A 19,668-nucleotide genomic window follows, 5' to 3' on the forward strand; every position below is an offset into this window, starting at 1 on the left:
AAGATGGAGGGAAACACGTAATTTCTAACAAATTCCTTACTTAGGGCAAATATTTGACACAATTTACGCGCAAGTTACAGACCTGGTTCGCCCCGATATAAAACTTTGTCATTGCCACGATGGATACCAAATGTAACGATTGCATATGGATCCTCTTCATCATCATCAGCTCCATCCCAGTTGTACTGCAACCAAGGGAGGTCACTATAGGAGCCCTCACAATTAGAAGACATTCCACTACTGGTTAATGTAAGCCAGAACTTGATTTGTTCTCTTGCCGAGTCATTTTGAGAGGCTTTGACCAATCTAGAAGTACCTGATGCAACTGTACCAGAGCCTGACAGGTCACCATTATTTGTTTCATCAGACCAAACGACTTCTTGGCAAAAATTACTTGCATCGAAGCTAGTACTATCATCATCAGTATTCGTTACAAAGTTGCTACCATTCCAATACTCTACCGCGAGTGGTACAGTCAATGTGTCGCCTTGAACACCACCAACATCACTCAAGTTAATTCGTCCAAAACGAATGTCAGGTTGTACCGTTAATTCATCGCCATTCGTAGTGTAGGCAACGGGGTCAGTGTTACCACTTTGGCTGTCTAGGCTTATTGTGGAAACGCCTACGCTGCCACTTGTGTTAAACGGTCCATCCGCTATGTAATTGTCTGTGTTTTTATTCCAGCAAATACTATTGGTACAATCCGATACGACTGTATTGGTAAAGGTTCCTATAGAACTGCCACTATCCAGCTCCCACTTATACGTTGACGAAGCAGTCGGTGATGTAGAATAAGGCTGAAACACTGGCGAAACAAACCTGCCATTGTAGCTCATATTATTCTCATACAAATCGAAGCCCGCTTTGAATGAATCCGAAAAGCTCGCATAATTCTGCACAGCTTGTTCACTTCCATTGAGTGCTTCAACTTTAAATTCTACACCATCAAAAGGCTGCCCCATATAAATAAAAGTTTGTGAATTTGGATAAGTCCAAGTGGTACTATTCACTTTAAAATATGCCGGATAAAAGCGTCCAACGGCCCGATATCCTTGGTTAACATCCATCCCGAGATAAGTTGCTGAAGTGTCGGCTTGCAACTGTATACTTCCTACTTCATCCCAACTTAAACCGGAGAAGTCAAAATAGTCTCCGCTGCTGGATTTATTGGTATTAGACATGGATGTAGTACCAGATAGGTTTCCAGCATTGCCGCCACTTGGAGTATCAATATCGTTGGTTAAAGTGACCGTGGCTGAAGGCGCATCGGAATCAAAGAAGTTTTGTGTCACCGTTGTACTGCAGTAGCCACTGGTTTCTACCGCTCCAGATTCGGCACCAGGTGAAACCCATATAATGGGCTTAACCATGACGTCGAAGCTGTCCCCAGATGCTTTGTAACCACTTCCTGAGCTGGCAGTACCGCTAATGGTATCATTACTACAAATAGCAAACGTCCATGGTCTTGCATAGATGGTGTGAGTTCCAGTATACGTTTCGCAATCACCATCATCGTTACACTCTTCATTGCTCAAAGTATAAGAGACGGAGCCCGCCTCCGAATAGAGTACATCCATCTGAGCTTCTACTTCAGAGCTGCCATTCAAAGCAAAGTTTAATGTGACATCATTTGATGCTTCTGTATAGTTCGAATCTGAGTCATCCTTGATATAAATCGATGCACTATTCGTCGGGCTAGAAGGCTGACTGTAGCTAGTTGCTGTCGTTGATAGAGTGATGTTTCCAACATAATCAGTGGACACCACCGCAACTTCTGAACCACCTACTGTCTGACACTCCATCGGTTGAACCGTCACTTGTACTGACTTCCCTGCAATCACTTCCGTGGGGTTGGTAGAAATTTGTAGTTTATTCGGTACAAATTTGTAATCACCTGTCACTGCAGTGTTAGCTTGGTCATTCTCTAGATACGCCGTTACGGTAATATCTCCAACGCCTCCACCATCTAAAGCCAATACGAGTGTTCCATTTGAATCAGGTTGATAGCTGTTACCCGACACGTAGCTACCAGTCGTCACCGATAGAGAACCAGCATCGGCACTCACATGGATATTTCCGGTGTAGTCACCACTATTCGCCCCACCATCATCAACCACTTGTAACGTGATGGTTTGCGCGACACATGACAAGCTGGTGTCGGTACTAGGAGAAATGGTTAAATCAAACGATCCTGTCGCAGGGTTTAAACAAGAACCTTCCCCGACGATATTCGTGTTCGATACCGAAGTTGTCAGAGTATTCGCTGTTACGGCACCTACAATGTTGATTTGATTGCTAAGAGTAAGTGTGTCTGCAAGAATCTGAGCACCAAAATCTCCAGTGTTAGTGCTGAAGCTAAAGGTTGCATCCGGACCATACATAATAAGGTCGTTAGTACTATCAACATCATTGAGTGTGACTGCGTTCGATTGAGTAAAAGAGGTCACGACAAAAATTTGTACACCTTGCTCTAGACTCATTGTACCGCCGTTAAATGTCATGGTTCCAAATGTATAGTTCCCATTTGCAGCAAAATTACTGTCTACATCACCTCCAGAAGAATACGTTTGTATCTCTGTCCCATAGCCATTTGCTTCACCTAAATCAGTAAAATTTACAACGAAGTCTTCTGAGCCATAAGCATTCACCGTTAAGCTTTGAAGAGATTGCAATATGTTGATGGTAATAACATTGCCACTCACGCTATAGGAACAGTTAGGACTTACACAGTTAGAGGTATAGTTCCACTGGTCAATACTTAAACTCGTTGTACTTGAAAAAGAAGGAGAAAGAGAAGGAGGCGTAGTAGCCAATGTTCCTCCAGATACGCACTTATATGTATCACCGCATGCTCCTGCTAACCCAGCATGATACGACACGCTATCGAAGGCGACCGTTAAGTCATCGCCTGATAAGTTTGAGTCTAGGTAATCTTGAGACCAGCCGGTAATTGTGCTGTTTGAGTTTTGAATGTTAAGCGAACTACCAGATTTCCATGCTTGTGCGGGCTCAGTAATATAGTTACACAAATTTAAAGAGCTAAAATCAACGGGATTACATGTTTCAGGAACTTCCGCAACTAACGTTCCGTTATTTGATATTGTTAGATTCTTTGTAGTCACCGTACCTGTCACAGTAGCATTCTGCGATACTTCTAGATCTGTTTCTGCGAAAAGATGAGCAGCAATATCTATTTTTGAGCCTCTAATTTGTATACTTGAGCCATTCGTCCCCTCCCCAGAAACAATAATAAAATCATCAGGATTGGTAGAGGTTGTATTTATGTCTGCGCTACCCGATGTAGTTAGCTGTTCCAAATAAATTGTTACACTTCCATTGACGTTTAACTCACCATTTCCTTCCAAGCTTATTGTTTCAACATAGAGTGTCACATTACCTACTAAGTTAAACTCTGAATTGCCCTTTATAGTTAAGCTATCATTGATACGGTAGGTCCCATTTGACAAGGTCATGGAGTTATTGCCGGACAAAGTCGTTGCCGAATACGTAGTATCGTATGTAAGAGAAGGAACAGTAAAATCGGGAGAAGAGTCAAGCCTTAAATCGGGGTCTAGGATACAAGTTCCAGTTCCGCATGAATTAGCTACATTGCTCGACTCAGAGGATGTATCAAAACCAATTTTCAGATCAGTGAGACCCAAAATAGCGTCGTCAGTATCAAGTGTTACACTCGCACCACTACCCACCCATGTTTGTGCGGCGGTCGACACGCACACCGCATTACCTAATGGGTATACTGCCTCGGCTCGAACTGGCAAAGCGAGAAACAGAATTACAACTGCACAAATAATACGAAATAAAGTCATCATTCCCTAACCCACACTTCCTGTGAACGCTCCACTTCGTTGATTCCTGAACCACAAATGGCACTAGTTTCAACTCTAAAATATCCCGTACCATCAAGGGTGCCAATTGAGTTACAAGTCAAAGCCACGCTAGAGCAATTGGAAAAGTTGGGTAGTACATCATTACTCGCCCCCGTCGAAATACCTGCCGCAATGGGATCACAATTGCTTGCTACTGCAGATGACGCATTGAGTGGATAAAACTGAGTCAGTGCATATTCATTAACGGACTGAGCTAATAACCAAGCTTGCGTGCCCAATATATCCCGTACTAGTGCATCTCGATTTGACTGCTCAATACGAATTAAATTTGCACCTAAGAATCCCATCACCACCAAGGCGAAAACTGCAACGATATACAAATTACCGCGTTGCTTGTTTCGTGAATGATATCGTCTTCGGCTAAGGGACATTGAGCACCTGTACATCTTGCTGATAGTTGCTCGATTCACCATCTTGCTCAAACAACAAATTAATATGCACCAACCCGCCCCGTTGAAAATTTGCAGCAAGATAAGTAAATTGACCGGAATTTATATTCTCCGCAACTTGAACACCATTTCTATCGATTCTTCCGGTAAAGTTTCCGCTTGCGTTGTAAGCACAATAAAATACTTCAGAGCTATAGATGTATAAGCGTTCAGCGATGGAGTTACTGCTAAGGGAAGAAGCTCCTCCCGAAATAGTATATTCAGAGCCAGAAACCGTGACTGTTGGGCTGACAAGACTAATTGCATTTGCCGTATCTGCATAACTAGTTGGATTTATAATCAAGGACATGCCAGCATCGATAATATCAGTCGACACAGCACCACTCGTCCCGACGAGGAAATTGATATTGTCACCATCAATACTGTAGAAGCCAGAATATTCTATTGGGTAAAAAGACACACAAGAGTTGGCACTAGAAACAGCTGTATTACTGACAATATTTGGTACGCTATGACGAATCTCACGCGACATTTTCTCCAGTACAAACTTGGCTTGTGTCTGTAGTCTTTGTCGCTCAATTGTATCGCTGTAACCTTTCATACCAATCTCGACGAAACCTGCGATCCCCAACACGATGATCCCTCCTACAATTATAGTTAAGACCATTTCGATCAGTGTGAAGCCTTTCGCGTTCATCAATAATTCCCCCGAAAGGCTGTGAATGTCACAGGCGTTTGGTTACTCGCTGTAATGGTGAGAGTGATAAGCTTCATGCTCCAGTTGTTGAAGCTAGAGTTATCGTAAGCAACACTGATTACTACATTGAAGTTGGTATAGGTTGTCGAAGTATCCTCCAACAATAAGTTTAGGTCACCACAACCATTTGTTCCGTCTGGCTCCCAGCAACCAATGTAATCATCGACATCATTAAAATAAGGCGCAACCTCTCCTGTATCTGGGCCTAAAGCGACTGATGAGCCACTGCTACCTGTACAATCCGGAGCTCCAGTATCGCTGGAAGAACAGCGAATATAATCACCATCAAAGTCGCTTTCTTGATCAAACCCACGACCTAAAATTTGCGACATCAAACTTTGCCCAAGCGCCGCTGCGCGAACTTGATAATTGGCATCACCGGAACGAGCAATTTGAGGAAAGAGCACTGTAGTCAGGCTGACAACAGCAAAACCAATAATGACCATCGCCACTATCGCTTCGATTAAAGTAAACCCTCTTTCCCTAGTCACGAGCAATTCCCTTTTGAGACAAACCCTTGAGAGTTAATACAAATATCCGCAGAGCTGTTGTCGTCACTAAAAGTGATATCAACACCAGCACTTGCGCCATCTTCTGGATTACCTAAAAGATCAAACGTTACTTGACTAACGGCTGGACTGGTGGAGATTGAGACTGAAGAAAAGCTGAGAACATCACTGCGACTTGAAGGATCAGACGCGCTGCAACCAGCACCAGAGCCTATACAGTTGTTCTGAATGGAAAGAACAAAGTTATTGTTGCTACTACTAGAGCCAACATTCGACTGCATTCGATTAACTTGAACTTGGCGAATAATAGAGATGGCCTGCTCTTGAGCAGCGTAAGCAGAGAAATGAGAAGTGCCGAAATAGCGACTAGTGGCATAAACAGATACAATAGAAACCAAAAGTATAACGACAATGAGCTCAACTAGGGTGAACCCCGCTATCTTGTAGCTTCTAAAGTATCCATTCACATCCAAAGCACTCCATTAGCTTTAGTCACTTAGCTGTAATATTGTCCACCAAAACTAAAAACAGCGCAGTGGGCAAAACCACACACCTAACAGTCATCAGGAGTTACACTAGAGCTATATGCTGCGCTTGCACTAGTAGCTTGAGTATAAGTCACGTAACAGTTAGTCGCTGCAATCAATGCTGCTGTTGTCAAAGAGGAGTTTTCAAACGTAATCAATAGGCTTGATGAACCTGATACTGCAGATGTCCAATCAGAAGAAAGTCCCACAACAGCCTCATCAAGACCGCCCGTAGCAGCCGCTGGATAGCCATATACCACATCTATTCCATCGTCGGTTGTGTCAGAAGCCTCCGTCTCAATTCCTTCAATCGCCGCCTTACCATAAACAATCCCTGCAGCTCCATCAATTGCGCCTTTTAAACCTTGTAGAGACGCTTCGCGAGCATCGCCTTGAAGGTTCAAAAACTTGGGCGCAGCCGTCACAGCCAAAATGCCAAGAATAACAATCACCACAACTAATTCGATTAGTGTGAAACCACCTTGTTTATTCATAAATAAACCTCCATGTTCAACCCAATAAAATTGATTCTAATTCAATATCACTGTAGCGAAACCAGTATCTTTCCGGTACTGACTTCGTAGATAAAATTATAGCCTGTATCACCTTCGCGCTGAGTATATGTACACGTATCATTGGTGTCATCTGCCTCAGCAGTATATTTGACACCTTCACCAGCTCCACTATTGCTCGTTACCCTCGGCGCGTTGTGAAGCAAGTTGTCCATTAAATCAACGCATAATTGATCCGTAATACTGTCAGGATAGCTGATATCGTCAGTATTTACAGCTAACGGATAACCATCTTGCAGACCAGTACTGCTTCCATTAGCCATTTTTGAACGTGTTAGCCAAAAGTTGGTCCCATCGTAGTTAACCGTATTGTATTTTTCACCATTAAGGGTAATCGATGGCCTTGCTTCCGCTTCCCATTGAGCCCGAGCTGATAACACAGCGGTGGCAAAACCACCTGCTACGCCTTCGACTGCTGACTTTTTTGCTTCACTTACAGTGTTAATTAACCTTGGCAATGCTGTTGCAGCAAGTACGCCGATAATGACGATAACAATGATAAGCTCAATAAGGGAAAATCCATTTTGTCTAACGAACATACGAGCATCACTTTTTTGCAACAATATTATACGCATATTCAACATAACTACTTTTGCGCGACTGACCGTAAAAGTCAAACCCATTAAATGAATTGAGCTAATGTACCTCAAACTTTTTGTCCTTTAGTTGCACGCCCAGTTCACCTTCTCCGAATAACCACTGATACCCACATTTATAACCGTGAATAAATTCGCTATGCAGAACTTCAAAAGCCTTGCTATTGTTTCCGCTAGCTTCTGGATAAAGGATGCTTATCCATACCTCACAGTTTGGCTTCAAATCGTCTGACATTGGAAGCAACCAACCAGCATCACTAAAATGCAGAGTTTCCCCTTCGACAATAATTGTCTTTGGCTCTCCTAGCATCATCCATTCATGACGATAGTAGCTAGCTCGGTCGAAAATAAGCCTCTTGGCTACCGCTAGAGAAGTTTTATTCACTTTATCATCAATACTTCCCCAATAACTCAAAAGGCTACCAATCACTGCAGCAACAATTAACAACCACAAAGCAAACTTGTAGTATCTAAGTGTGCTTAGATCATTACCCTTTGATGGCATCGAACATGCCCCACATTGGCAAAAATATTCCCAAAGCTAAAACCAACACCATTCCCGCAACGATTAACAGCAAAATCGGCTCGATACGAGCGGTTAGCGTTTTCAAGTCATAATCGACTTCTCTATCGTAGAAATCTGCGACTTCGAGCAGCAACTCATCTATACGACCCGTTTCCTCACCAACCGAAATCATTTGGATAACCAAAGAGGTAAATACTTGGCTGTTAATAGCAGCAGAGGAGATCGTTGTACCAGCTTCAATGGCAGCTTTCATTTCTAGTAGGCGAGCTTCGAGAAATTTATTACCCAATGCCTCTGCAGACAAAGCCAAAGAATGATTTAAAGGCACTCCAGCTCGTAGCATCAGTGCGAATGTGCGAGAAAATCGAGACAGCTGCGCACGGTTAATAATTCCCCCAACAATAGGAATTCTTAACCGAAAATAATCCCATTTTTCTCGCCCACGAACTGTATTCACCCACATTTTGAAGGCGACGACAAAGGCAATGAATGATGCAATCAGCACTGGCCATTGGTGAACGAAAAAATTCGAAGTCGCGATTAACACTTGAGTAAGGAAAGGAAGTTCGACCCCAAAACGGGTAAACATCGTTGAAAACTGAGGAATAACGAAAATGTTTAAAACGAACATTGCAACGATGATGAATGCAATCACTAAAACAGGATAACGCATTGCAGTTTTAATGCGTTTACGTGTCTCCAGCTCCTGTTCATAATATCCAGACAACTGCTCCAAAGCTTCATCAAGGCGCCCTGTATTTTCACCTACGTTTATCATGGATGTAAAAAGGGAGCTAAACACTCTAGGGTGCATCTGCATAGCCCCAGAAAGGCTTCGACCACCAGATAACTCATTGCTGACGTCTTCCAAAGCATCTTTAAGGTGCTTGTTAGTACAATTCTGAGTTAACCCTTTCATTGACCTTAAGATGGGGATGCCTGCTTTAGTTAAACTAAATAACTGTCTGCAAAAGATCACCAGTATCTCTAGGGGGATAGAGCGGAAGAATATAGTGCTAAGATCAAAGGAGGCTTCTGAGACTTGTTTACCTTCTGCGATTTCTATCGGTATGACACCTTTATTCATCAAACTTTCAGCGGCAAGCTCTTGCGTCGCAGCTTCAACGCTACCTGACGTCTTGCTTCCATCCTGTTTTCTTCCTTGATATCGATAAATAGGCATCTACATTCCACTTAAATTACATCATAATGGCCTGCACTGAGCCTGAAGAGTCACCTTCTCCTAGATGCATAACTTCATCCAAACTGATAACACCTTTTAGGGCAAGTTCCATCGCTGTCGCTAACAAAGGTTTGTACTGCTCAGATTTTCGAGCAGATTCCGCAAATACGACAGCGTTATTGTCTCGGAGTGCATCCATCATTGCATGGTCTAGTTCAAGCATTTCAAATACCCCAATACGACCTCGATATCCGGTCAAATTGCAATTTTGGCATCCTCTACCTTTCATAAACTGACTGGACTTTTGATTGGGGAATCTTATATCCAACCAATGGGAACGAGCTTCATCAATGGCATCCTCAGTTTTACAATCAGGGCATATTTTGCGCACTAACCTTTGTGCGATAACAGCTCGGACCGCACTTGCCACTAGATACCCTGGTGCTCCCATATCAATAAGGCGTAGTGCACTATCTACCGCATCATTGGTGTGCAAAGTGCTCAACACTAAATGGCCCGTTAATGCTGCACGAAGACCAATTTCTACTGTTTCTTGGTCACGCATCTCCCCAACCAGAATGATATCTGGATCTTGACGTAAAAAAGTTCGTAAAACGGTTGAGAAAGTCAGATTGATCTTAGGATTGACTTGAACCTGATTCACTCGGGGCAGGCGATATTCTACTGGGTCTTCTACGGTAATGATTTTCTTGGCGGCTTCATTAAGTTCCATCAAGGCGCCATATAATGTGGTTGTTTTACCGGAGCCCGTTGGCCCCGTCACGAGAATCATGCCATGTGGCCTTTTTAATTGGCCTCTAAGACGAATGAGTAAATCATTGGGTATACCTGACTCTTCCAGTTTCCGTACACCCGTTGACTGGTTTAGCAATCGCATCACTACTGATTCACCGTGTTGCACTGGCATGGTTGACATACGAATATCAACCGATTGGCCTTTGGAGCGAATATTAAAGCGCCCATCTTGCGGCAATCGTTTCTCAGAAATATCCAAATTCGCCATCAGTTTGAGTCGGAGTACTAACGCTGAAGCAATATTAACTTCATTAAGTAGGGTTTCATGTAATACACCATCAATTCGTTGACGAAGCCTGAGAACATTAGCATCCGGTTCAATATGTATGTCTGAGGCTCCAACCTGAACTGCATCTTCAAAAAGCGAGTTAATTAATTTAACAACCGTAACTTCTTCGCTATCATTTTCCTCAGTATCAAGCTCAAATACTTCATTGGTCTCGTGTTCTGCCTGTAACTGTTCTGCGAAAGATGCTATCTCTTTTGTTCGGCGATAATATCTATCAAATCCTTCGACTAGCTGCTTTTCAGGTGCAATCACAAACTCTATTGAATACTTTGAAAGCTGGCTGAGCAAAGATTCCTGTGCAAATAGATCGGCAGGATCACTCATCGCTACCCGCAGAGTATCGCCATTTTGACCAAACACCAAAGCACGCAGCCTGCGAGCATGGACCTCCGGTAAAAGCTGCACGGCATCTATATCGACTTGGGCTCTGTTGAGATCGATTAGCGGTAACGTCAACTGCTGAGACAGAAAACTTAGCATTTGATGCTCTGTTAGGAAGCCAAGGTCTATTAACGTGTCACCTAGCTTTCTACCTGTCTGCTTTTGGCTGACCAAGGCTTCTTCAACTTGCTGTTCGGTAATAATGCCTTCTTCAACCAATAAGTCACCAAGACGTTTACGAAGCTTAATTTGCACTTGAGCCTCCTTGTAACGAGCTCAGAAGTTTAAGCCTATCTCGAATAAACTGCTGAGAGCTTTTAGAAACGCCTATGCGAGTTAACGCATTCCGATAAGATTGCTCCGCACCTTTAACATCGAGATCTCGCTCCTGCTGTATGGCAAGCCCTAACCACCAGCGACCATTACTCCCATCTTGTCTTACCAACAATTGATAACTTTCTAAAGCAACAGGATCTTGATTATTTTTTTGCGCAAGGGCAGCTCGCAATGACAGATAAGGAGTGGAAGGGTCTTCAGGTAAGTAAACTAAAGGCACAAGTGCTGCTTCTGAGCGATCTTCTTTTATTAACAGCTTCGCTAATGCAAGTCGCAAAGCTTCGCCACTTTTGTTGAGTTGAATTCCTTGTTGTAGCAACTCAAATGCTTTTCTTGCATCTCCTCGTCCGTAATATAGCGCAGCTAGCTTTTGACGAACGACTTCATCTGAAGGTACGTACCGAAGAGCCGTTGAGTACTCTTTTAAAGCTCCTTTGATATTATTCTCGTCGATGGCTTTTTGCGCTTCTTCAATGGCCTTGTCCGCTAACTGCCGATGTGTGAGTTCAACCTGCTCTATTACAAACCCATCTGCTTCAGTTGAGATGGTAGTTTTCTTGGGAACGACAGGGGGAGCAGGAGCTGGTGCAGCAATTTGAGTAGTGACCTTAGCAGCTTGAATATCTTGCTTCTCTTGAATTGGCTCCTTTGCAGGCGGAGAGTGTACTTTAGGGGAAGCTGTCGCCGCCTTAGCAGTTTTTACAACTTTATTGGCTGGTTTTGGCTGATGCGGAGACACTTCTTGAGCAGTATACACTCGAGAAACATCAGGTGTAGACTTCACTGTCGGCGCTTGCTGAGGCTCACTGATGATCTCTGTGACGACAACTTGAGCCGTTGTTGGTTCGGAACCAAGGTTACTTACATCTTTTTGTGGCTGCGAAGAAGCGACACTTTTGGGAACTGCTGCACTAGCACTTGCTGCTAAGTCCGTTGGCTCATCTTGGTTAGCAACAAATGCCCATACACCCAAAGTTAAACACAAAACGAATAAGCCTAATGCCCACGGCCAAAACTTGAACTGCTTGACTGGCTTAAGCTCAATTCTTTCGATTTGGTTCTCTGCACCCTTACCTTTTTCAGTTAGCTTAGAGAGAGCGTCATTAATCGTACTCATCCACTACTCCATCCCCACAGCAGCGGCGATTTAAACTTCGGTTTTCGGCTGTCAAAGGTGTCGTGAATCGCAGAATAAAGGTGGAGGTTGGTTACGCGCTTTTGTCCGCTACCGAAAGCAAGCACTAATGACTTGTGACATATCTGGTTTATCAGTCTAGGAATACCATGACTGGCACGCCAAACGGCTTTTTTCTGGTTTAAGCTGAATAACTTATCTGAAACTGAAGACTTGGTTAAACGACTTTCAATAAAGGCAACCGTCTCTTCAAGTGATAAAGGTCGTAAGTTTGCTGAAAAAGTAATCCTTTGGCGAAATTGGCGCAAATGATGTTGTTCTAATCGCCTATCGAGCTCTGGTTGTCCAAGTAATACAATACTAAGCAACTTATCATGTTCTGTTTCTAGGTTACCGAATAGTCGTAAGACTTCTAGTGCTTCATCTTCAAGAGCCTGGGCTTCATCAACGATGACGACAACTTTCTTCCCTTTACTGGTTACTTCGACCAACTTCTTTTGAATGTCATCAACAATCGAAGCTGGATTGGTCACCTCAATAGACAGTTCAGAAGCAACCGCCTGCCTCAATTCTGCTCCTGTCAAAGCCGAGTTCGGCAAATAGACAAGCTGAACATTTTTTTCTAAGTGACGAACAAGCATTCGACACACCATAGTTTTACCTGTGCCAACTTCGCCAGTCACTTTAATTACCCCTTCACCCATATCAAGAGCTGCGTTAACTGTTTGGATAGCTTCATAGTGGGGCGCTAAACCAACAAATAACTCTGTGTTAGGTGTGAGGTGAAATGGATACTGAGTGAATCCAAAATGGCTGAGATACATAATCGTTACTTCGCCTCAGGGAACCAGTCATTCAACAGCCCCTGTGAGCGCTCCAATTCCTTTTGCCAAGTATTGACACCAACCACTGTCGGCTTCAATAAAATAACCAACTCTGTTTTTTCTTTGTATTCAGTGATGTTCCTAAATAAATGCCCAAGGCCGGGTAAATCACCTAAGAAAGGTACTTTGGATACTTGGTTTGAGACATTCGTCTTCATTAGCCCACCAATGACTACCACGTCTCCATCTTGTGCTCTAATGACAGAATCTGATTCCCGTACAGAGCTGATAGCAAGCGGCAGCGTAATTGTATCAGCGCCGTAAGTAATGCTTTTAGTCTGATCTTCAACATCAATGACTGCAGGATGAACATGCAAAATCACATTGCCTTGCTCATCAATCTGCGGGGTAACGTCCAAGGAAATGCCAGAGAAAAATGGTGTAAGCTCAATATCAAACGTTGTTTCTGTTGTTGTTCCACTTAATACAACACTAGACACATCAGTTACAAAATATTCATCCGTACCCACTTTTATGACTGCTTTCTGGTTATTCGCAGCAGTAACTCGAGGACTAGACAATACGTTTACATCACCCTGAGTTTGCATAAAGCTCAAAACACCAGAGAAAGTACCATCTGACACAGTAATATTGGTTTGACCATTTAGAAGTGTACCGATGTCATCAAGGCCCGGAAGTGTTGAAGCTCCCAGTCTTTCGATAACCACTTTGCCATCTCCAAGAGATAAGTTCGACCAATTAATACCTTGCTGATAACCGTCACTTAATGTGACCTCTATAATTTTCGCCTCAAGGATAACTTGACGATGCATACGTTGTTGGGAAACACCTAAAAAGTTTCTAACTTGGCGTATTTCATCAGGGAAGGCTCTAACCGTCACTAGGCTCGCTTGTGGCACAATAACGACACTTTGACCTTTTCCAGAACCAATAAGCTCTTGAATGGCGGTCTTTAATTGTGGCCAAAAATCACTTTCACTGACCGTTTCTATTTCTGTCCCACCATTGGAAGATGTTGTCGAGGAACTGGAAGATGAATCACTTGAACTCGAAGAAGATGAAGACGAAGAGCTACTGCTATCGTTGGTTGTCATCGTGCTTGTAGTAATTGAAGTGAGTGAGCGACCGCTACGTTTAAATTGAATGTAATCAACAGGAATACTGACGGTTCTTAATCCTGCAGGGAAAACTTGAATAACATTACCGCTTTTTTCGATATCAAAACCATACAAATCTCGAACTACTGAAAAGACTTCATCCAAGGTCACATCCGACAAATTGACGGTTAAGTTTCCTGAAACATCTGGATGAATCGCAATACTGTACTGAGTCCCTTTTACTAGGCTAGTAAAGAACGCTTTTGCGTCAACACCGTTAGCTTTGATGTTGTAGCGTCTAATGGTTTCTGACTCTGACGTCGCACTTTGACTTAAATCGGGCATCAAATCAGCTTCCACCGAAGGGGGTAGAGTGTCGAGCTTTAAACTACTATTGTCAGCAAGTGCTTGCTTTAACGCATGCTTCGCCTCTACAGGGTCTCGATGACCTAATCCCGTAGTGCATCCAATCAATAATATAGAGCTAACAAAAATTATTAGGTTTCTATACATTTATAGTGACTGCCTTAATCCTTTATATTTAGAGGAAACAACTTCAGCTTCCACTGATTTCCTTGGCTTGACAGCATGACATAGTCCTGCCTAATCGATTTAACCAAATATCGACCAACCCTATCATTCGTTTTGACTACTCGATTATCAAGCGTTGCGTAACACTTCCCTTGTTCAGCACACATAATGCTTTGTAACTTAGGTAATACGTTCGTTTTTTCCTTATCTTTTTTTTCCGTTTCTTTTGGTTTTGTCCATCCTAAAGGCGCTGTTGGATCTTTGGCTGCCGCCCATGCTGCAGGCATAAACATCAACACTAGAAATAACGAGACCCATTTAGCCACCAATAAACTCCTGCCTTGTTCCTAGTGTATATACCTGAATTACTAAACGAGCGGTTGGGTAACTTTCTACAGAATATTGAAAACTGCGCCAATAATACTTAACAGGTAACGCTTCGAGTGCTTGTAAATAATTCAATATCGAGAAGTAATTCCCTGTAACCTCAAGTCGTATGGGATGCAAGTAATAGCCAGTATACTGACTGGACTCCTTATCTTTAGTGATCGGTTCAGCTTTTAGCGATTCCATCGAAACTAAATTCACTCCCTTGGTATCTCGCAGTACCTTTTCCAGCAGCTGCGCCATCTGGGTTGGAGAAATTAAATTTTCGATAATCTTAGATAACTTAAGCGAGAGTTGCTGACTCTCTTTAAGAAGCCTTTTCAACTCTGAATTGATCTCCAAGTTAGGATCACCTTTCAACTTCGCTTTCGCTAAACGAATATCTTTATCTAATTTCTCTATTTTATTCTCTACTGCCGTCACTTTTTTGTCTGAAGCTTGTTTTAATTCTATGGCAGGTTCCAAAAATATTGAGAATAACAGTAGGGAAACGCCAACTAGCCCACAAAAACCCACCAATAACTTCTCTCTATTCGTCATTTGAGAGAACTTATCCGTTAGGGATTGCCAATACTGACCCATCAATTCGCCCTCTCTTTAGATTTAAGTTCAAAAGAGATGAGCTGTTGTTCATTGCGGCTGATCTTCAATTTTTCAAATGTTCTACCAACTAAATTGAGCTGTGACTTAAATTGATTGATCCAACTAGGAATTGAGTCAGCGCTACGAGCCAGCCCTGTAATATCCAATTTGTTTGAATCCATGACAATTGAGTTAAGAGAAATATCGTCTCGACCTATATCAGCCAAAGACTTCATCACCCCCGAATAGCCTAACTGTTGTGATTCATCATATTCCCCAACCGCTTTGAGTGAATCTTTTTTAGACTGAATTTCCATCTTCAAGCGGGACACTGCAGCAACTTTATCGGCAGCGGGCCTATGTTTTTGTAGCTTAGCCTGCAAACGAATCAGCTGGTTAGATAAATTGGCTTCTTCAGATTGATAGCTTGCTAGGGAGTCTTCTAATCGTGAGTTTTGATACTGGAAGAATATTGTTACTGCGCCGATAGCAACAGCAACTATGCACCAACTGACCACTACGTTTGCTAACGTTAAGTATTCCTTTTTTGGTTTTAAATGCAGTGGGTACAAGTTAATAAAGTTGCTTTGCAGCATAGCAGAGGTGGACACTAGAAGATTACCGCTATCGGTATTTTCTTCGGTGAGAGGAGTAACTTTAACACTGACTCTGTCGCCTAAAGCAGCAGAAAGGGATGCATTATCCTCTTCATCGCAGAACACCAACAAGTGATGTAACGAAGTGCCTTTTAGTTGAGATGAAAGATAATCGATAGAACGCTGTAGCTCCAAAGCGGCGCCATCTAATGCAAGCCCGCTGCTTTCTGGCCCAGATAAAGGATAAGATACTCCCCTAAGTTTTCGATGGAACACGCACCGTTTATTGACGTAAGCACGCAACTGATAATTGCCGTGCAAGCTTCTTTGCAGCAATAAAAAACTGCTAAGATCACCTGCGAGCAACCCCCAATGATCTTCTTCAATTAGTACCCTTTTTAGAGTATGCCCTAAGCTGCTTGCTATTTGACTCAGAGTAAGAATAAGGGATTTGGATACTGTATATACTTCTAGCTTATTAGCGCTCGGTAATTCAAATGCATCAGCAATTAAATCCGCCACTCTATCAGTAGTGAGATCCTTTAACAGAAACGGCAGAGCAGTGCCCCACTCCTCTTTTGGCAGATTTGGCTTATCAATTTGATAGTCTTGATACAGCCCTGGATGTAAAACAACATCCAGATCTATTTTTTGTGGAATTTTCTCAAGAACACTTTGTAAAATAGGGAGCCAGTCTCCTCCTTGACCAATCGACACTTTTTCTGGCAACTCAGCAATTGATGCGCTAGCAGAAAAATAGACTGCATGAAGCTGGACAACCGCATGAACATGCAATTGTCCCGACTTCTGAGGCTTTAGTTTTTCGATGAGTGACGTCAATTCCATTGATACTCGCAGTTACTTTCTTCGCCAACGATTCCTTCGTCCTATCTTAACCATAGACTGAACTGGTTTAGACTTAATTCTTTTTTCTAGTGGGGATATCTGCTTTTCGGCTTGCAAATATCGCCCTTGCAGCCCGTTAACACCTAACTCCTTTAAGGTGTTTCTCTCTTGCAAAGAGTCGACCCCTACTGCTATCACTTTAGTATCTATACTCGCACAGGCACCAACTAAACTCCGCACAAACAGTTGGTTTTCGTGCCTTTGATCAATTTGTTTGACTAAACTTCGATGCAATTTTAAATAATCTATATTGAGATCTTTAAGATAGTGCGTACTAACTACTGAACGACCAGCTTGATCAACACAAACCTTAAAACCAAAACCCAGTAGCATTTTTACCACAGGCCTCATGTAGTCTAAATGCTCAACTAACCTAGCTTCTGCAAACTCAAAAGTAAGCCGTTTTCTGTATAACGATGGCAATTGCAACAACTCATCTCTGAACCACTTGAAGTGATTTTTATCAGCAAACGGAGTGACGTGCATATTGATTGAGTACAGTTTTAAAGCAGCAGATGTGGTTGCCATATATTTGAAAATACAATGCAACGCAGCTCTATCAAATCGACTTTCATACCCAACAGCCTCTAATGCAGCATTATATTTTGAAGCCTGCAGCAACCCTCGCTCTGGATCATCGATTCGCACAAATAGCTCATTATGAATCAGCATCATATCCTGTTGACTGTTGTACGCAAAACACGCTTGCTCAACAATGACCAGTTGATTGGGTGCGATAGTCTGATCAAACAAACTTCTCCAACGAACGGTGCCGCGCTCATCGTCGAAACCCTCCGTTTTTTGGTATTTACTCCACGTATTGACCTGTTGAAGTTGGGCGCTTTTGACTGCAGATTCTACCTCTTCCATGATCGCAACCTGATGCTCACCTTCTTGATAAAGAGTAATACCAATATGACACCAATCATCCTTATCCAAAGGCGCTGGAGGGGTGAGCTTTTGCAACTGCTTCAAACAACTTTGGGCAATGTAAGTCAGATCTTTTGAGCTTAGCTGAGGAGCGAAGATAGCAAAATCCGAGGAATAGTAACGAGATAGAATGATATCAGGATAACGCTGGACGATATTTGACACTCTCTCGCCAATTTCGACAATAAAATCATCCGCAACTCTCTTGCTATTTTCCTCGCGAACCAACTCGATATCTTCAACTCTAAGAAGCATTACTCCACCACGCACCCCACTTTCAGACAATGCGGACTCAAGTTTGCTGTCGAACATAACCCGATTTGCCGTTCCTGTCAGTTGATCTAGAAAAGTCTGACTACGAATAAAAGTATCAAAACGGCTGCGCTCTTGCCGTGCATCTTGTAGCTCTTCTATTAAAGTGTCTAACGCTTCACTTGCGGTAAAAGGCCACTCTCTAAAATCTCCTTTCGCATACTCTTCCACCCTACCAGCAAGAATCATTCTGCCTCGCTCTTCCAATAGTTCACAACCATAAAGTTGCTCTTTTAACCACCTTAGACCACGAATAAGACAGAATATAACTAAAGCTACAGCTAACGTAATCGATGATAGAGCGCCCATTGAATATCCATACCCTAGATAGGGAGGTACAGCTTTAATGGCCATTTGATACGTTGGATTTAGCTTGAGGCGATAGGTCTTGCTATACAAAAAAGCTGGATTGGTATGAGATGTTGGATCGACGAACTGATAAACCACACCTTGATTATTTGACAATGTCATATCGACGACATCAGCAGCATGTAATATTTTCGGCATCCAAATTCGGAACGACTTAATGGAATTTGGCTGCTGAAGCTCTTTATCTACGACTTGAACTACACCTGAGAGATAATGGTTTTGATACTCTTGGCCAATACGCTTAAAAGATAAAGTGCCGCCAATAAATATAATAAACATCGCACTGACAACGATAATCGTTACAAATGCGACCAGCCGTGCACTAAGCTTTAAGGTAGGAGTACTCCTCATAACCTATCGAATTCCATTTCCTGAAATGTAATTGGGGTAACTGAATTTGACCAGTCACGGTCACTCAGTCGCTAATGTGTCGATATTGTCATCATTAACAGACGTTTGTCTAGACACTTTCGTAGTTAAAATCGTATTGCCGCTGACGCTCATTAAAAAGCCGCAATAAATTGCGGCTTTAGTAAATAACTCTGCTTAAAACGGGATATCATCATCGAAATCCATCGGCGGCTCATTGTACTGTGGCTGAGCTGGCTTCGGTGCTTGTTGAGTTGGAGCCGAAGGCTGAGATTGCATTGCTGGAGCTGGCTGTTGAGGCTGCCCCCAACCTCCTTGAGGTTGTCCGCCCATACCTTGGTTTGCTGGCGCGCCACCCTGTGCTCGGCCACCTAGCATTTGCATAACACCATTAAACCCTTGCACAACAACTTCTGTCGTGTAGCGATCTTGACCATTTTGATCCTGCCATTTGCGTGTTTGCAATTGACCCTCGATATAAACCTGTGAGCCCTTACGAAGATACTCCCCCGCAACTTCAGCAAGCTTGCCAAACAACGCCACACGGTGCCATTCTGTTTTTTCACGCTGTTCGCCTGTTGCCTTATCACGCCATGTTTCAGACGTCGCGATAGTGATGTTCGCCACAGCACCACCATTTGGCATATAACGAATTTCTGGGTCGTTACCCAGATTACCCACTAAGATTACTTTATTCACTCCACGGCTTGCCATGTTTTGCTCCGTCTAAATTCAAATAGGCTTTCAAATAACATAGTAGGATACCATGCTTTGCTACAACGACAAATCTTGATTATTTAGCGGCTAGTCATAAACG

General features: G+C 42.8%; 18 protein-coding genes. All 18 read right to left on the reverse strand.

Annotation, left to right across the window (positions count from 1 at the left end):
* Positions 1–74: 74 nt before the first annotated feature.
* Complete coding sequence (locus ACM2FC_RS10430; protein ID WP_498480853.1) at positions 75–3,833, reverse strand: hypothetical protein; 3,759 nt, start codon at positions 3,831–3,833, stop codon at positions 75–77.
* Positions 3,830–4,282, reverse strand: a complete 453-nt coding sequence (locus tag ACM2FC_RS10435; protein WP_498480854.1) for an MSHA biogenesis protein MshP — start codon at positions 4,280–4,282, stop codon at positions 3,830–3,832. Before ACM2FC_RS10435 ends, ACM2FC_RS10430 begins: the two co-directional genes overlap by 4 nt.
* On the reverse strand, positions 4,272–4,997 hold the full coding sequence (locus tag ACM2FC_RS10440; protein WP_498480855.1) for a PilW family protein: 726 nt from the start codon (positions 4,995–4,997) through the stop codon (positions 4,272–4,274). The genes ACM2FC_RS10435 and ACM2FC_RS10440 overlap by 11 nt, the downstream gene beginning before the upstream one ends.
* On the reverse strand, positions 4,997–5,548 hold the full coding sequence (locus ACM2FC_RS10445) for a prepilin-type N-terminal cleavage/methylation domain-containing protein (protein WP_498480856.1): 552 nt from the start codon (positions 5,546–5,548) through the stop codon (positions 4,997–4,999). Before ACM2FC_RS10445 ends, ACM2FC_RS10440 begins: the two co-directional genes overlap by 1 nt.
* A complete protein-coding gene (locus tag ACM2FC_RS10450) occupies positions 5,545–6,033 on the reverse strand; it encodes a type II secretion system protein (protein WP_498480857.1) in 489 nt (162 codons plus the stop codon). The genes ACM2FC_RS10445 and ACM2FC_RS10450 overlap by 4 nt, the downstream gene beginning before the upstream one ends.
* 86 nt (positions 6,034–6,119) lie before the next feature.
* Positions 6,120–6,587: a prepilin-type N-terminal cleavage/methylation domain-containing protein gene (locus ACM2FC_RS10455; protein WP_498480858.1), complete on the reverse strand. Its 468-nt coding sequence runs from the start codon at positions 6,585–6,587 to the stop codon at positions 6,120–6,122.
* A gap of 47 nt (positions 6,588–6,634) precedes the next feature.
* The gene (locus ACM2FC_RS10460) at positions 6,635–7,204 is read right to left on the reverse strand and encodes a prepilin-type N-terminal cleavage/methylation domain-containing protein (protein WP_498481122.1); all 570 of its coding nucleotides are present in this window, start codon (positions 7,202–7,204) and stop codon (positions 6,635–6,637) included.
* A 97-nt stretch (positions 7,205–7,301) separates the two neighbouring features.
* Positions 7,302–7,766, reverse strand: a complete 465-nt coding sequence (locus ACM2FC_RS10465; protein ID WP_498480859.1) for a hypothetical protein — start codon at positions 7,764–7,766, stop codon at positions 7,302–7,304.
* Positions 7,750–8,970 carry a type II secretion system F family protein gene (locus ACM2FC_RS10470; RefSeq protein WP_498480860.1) on the reverse strand — a complete coding sequence of 407 codons (1,221 nt, stop codon included), beginning with the start codon at positions 8,968–8,970 and terminating at the stop codon, positions 7,750–7,752. Before ACM2FC_RS10470 ends, ACM2FC_RS10465 begins: the two co-directional genes overlap by 17 nt.
* Positions 8,971–8,986: 16 nt before the next feature.
* The gene (locus ACM2FC_RS10475) at positions 8,987–10,711 is read right to left on the reverse strand and encodes a GspE/PulE family protein (protein ID WP_498480861.1); all 1,725 of its coding nucleotides are present in this window, start codon (positions 10,709–10,711) and stop codon (positions 8,987–8,989) included.
* Complete coding sequence (locus ACM2FC_RS10480; RefSeq protein WP_498480862.1) at positions 10,701–11,909, reverse strand: hypothetical protein; 1,209 nt, start codon at positions 11,907–11,909, stop codon at positions 10,701–10,703. The genes ACM2FC_RS10475 and ACM2FC_RS10480 overlap by 11 nt, the downstream gene beginning before the upstream one ends.
* Positions 11,906–12,751 (reverse strand): ExeA family protein, encoded by an 846-nt coding sequence (locus tag ACM2FC_RS10485; RefSeq protein WP_498480863.1) that lies wholly within the window; start codon positions 12,749–12,751, stop codon positions 11,906–11,908. The genes ACM2FC_RS10480 and ACM2FC_RS10485 overlap by 4 nt, the downstream gene beginning before the upstream one ends.
* A 5-nt stretch (positions 12,752–12,756) precedes the next feature.
* Positions 12,757–14,382 carry a pilus (MSHA type) biogenesis protein MshL gene (gene mshL / locus ACM2FC_RS10490; protein WP_498480864.1) on the reverse strand — a complete coding sequence of 542 codons (1,626 nt, stop codon included), beginning with the start codon at positions 14,380–14,382 and terminating at the stop codon, positions 12,757–12,759.
* Between the two features lie 14 nt (positions 14,383–14,396).
* Positions 14,397–14,726, reverse strand: coding sequence for an MSHA biogenesis protein MshK (locus tag ACM2FC_RS10495; protein ID WP_498480865.1), 330 nt, complete (start codon positions 14,724–14,726; stop codon positions 14,397–14,399).
* Positions 14,719–15,369, reverse strand: coding sequence for an MSHA biogenesis protein MshJ (locus ACM2FC_RS10500; RefSeq protein WP_498480866.1), 651 nt, complete (start codon positions 15,367–15,369; stop codon positions 14,719–14,721). Before ACM2FC_RS10500 ends, ACM2FC_RS10495 begins: the two co-directional genes overlap by 8 nt.
* Complete coding sequence (locus ACM2FC_RS10505) at positions 15,369–16,811, reverse strand: PilN domain-containing protein (protein WP_498480867.1); 1,443 nt, start codon at positions 16,809–16,811, stop codon at positions 15,369–15,371. Before ACM2FC_RS10505 ends, ACM2FC_RS10500 begins: the two co-directional genes overlap by 1 nt.
* Positions 16,812–16,823: 12 nt before the next feature.
* Entirely contained in the window at positions 16,824–18,833 is a 2,010-nt protein-coding gene (gene csrD, locus ACM2FC_RS10510; RefSeq protein WP_498480868.1) for an RNase E specificity factor CsrD, read from the reverse strand.
* 195 nt (positions 18,834–19,028) lie between these two features.
* Positions 19,029–19,565 carry a single-stranded DNA-binding protein gene (locus ACM2FC_RS10515; RefSeq protein ID WP_498480869.1) on the reverse strand — a complete coding sequence of 179 codons (537 nt, stop codon included), beginning with the start codon at positions 19,563–19,565 and terminating at the stop codon, positions 19,029–19,031.
* Between the last annotated feature and the right edge of the window lie 103 nt (positions 19,566–19,668).

Source organism: Vibrio sp. A37 (assembly GCF_059777565.1).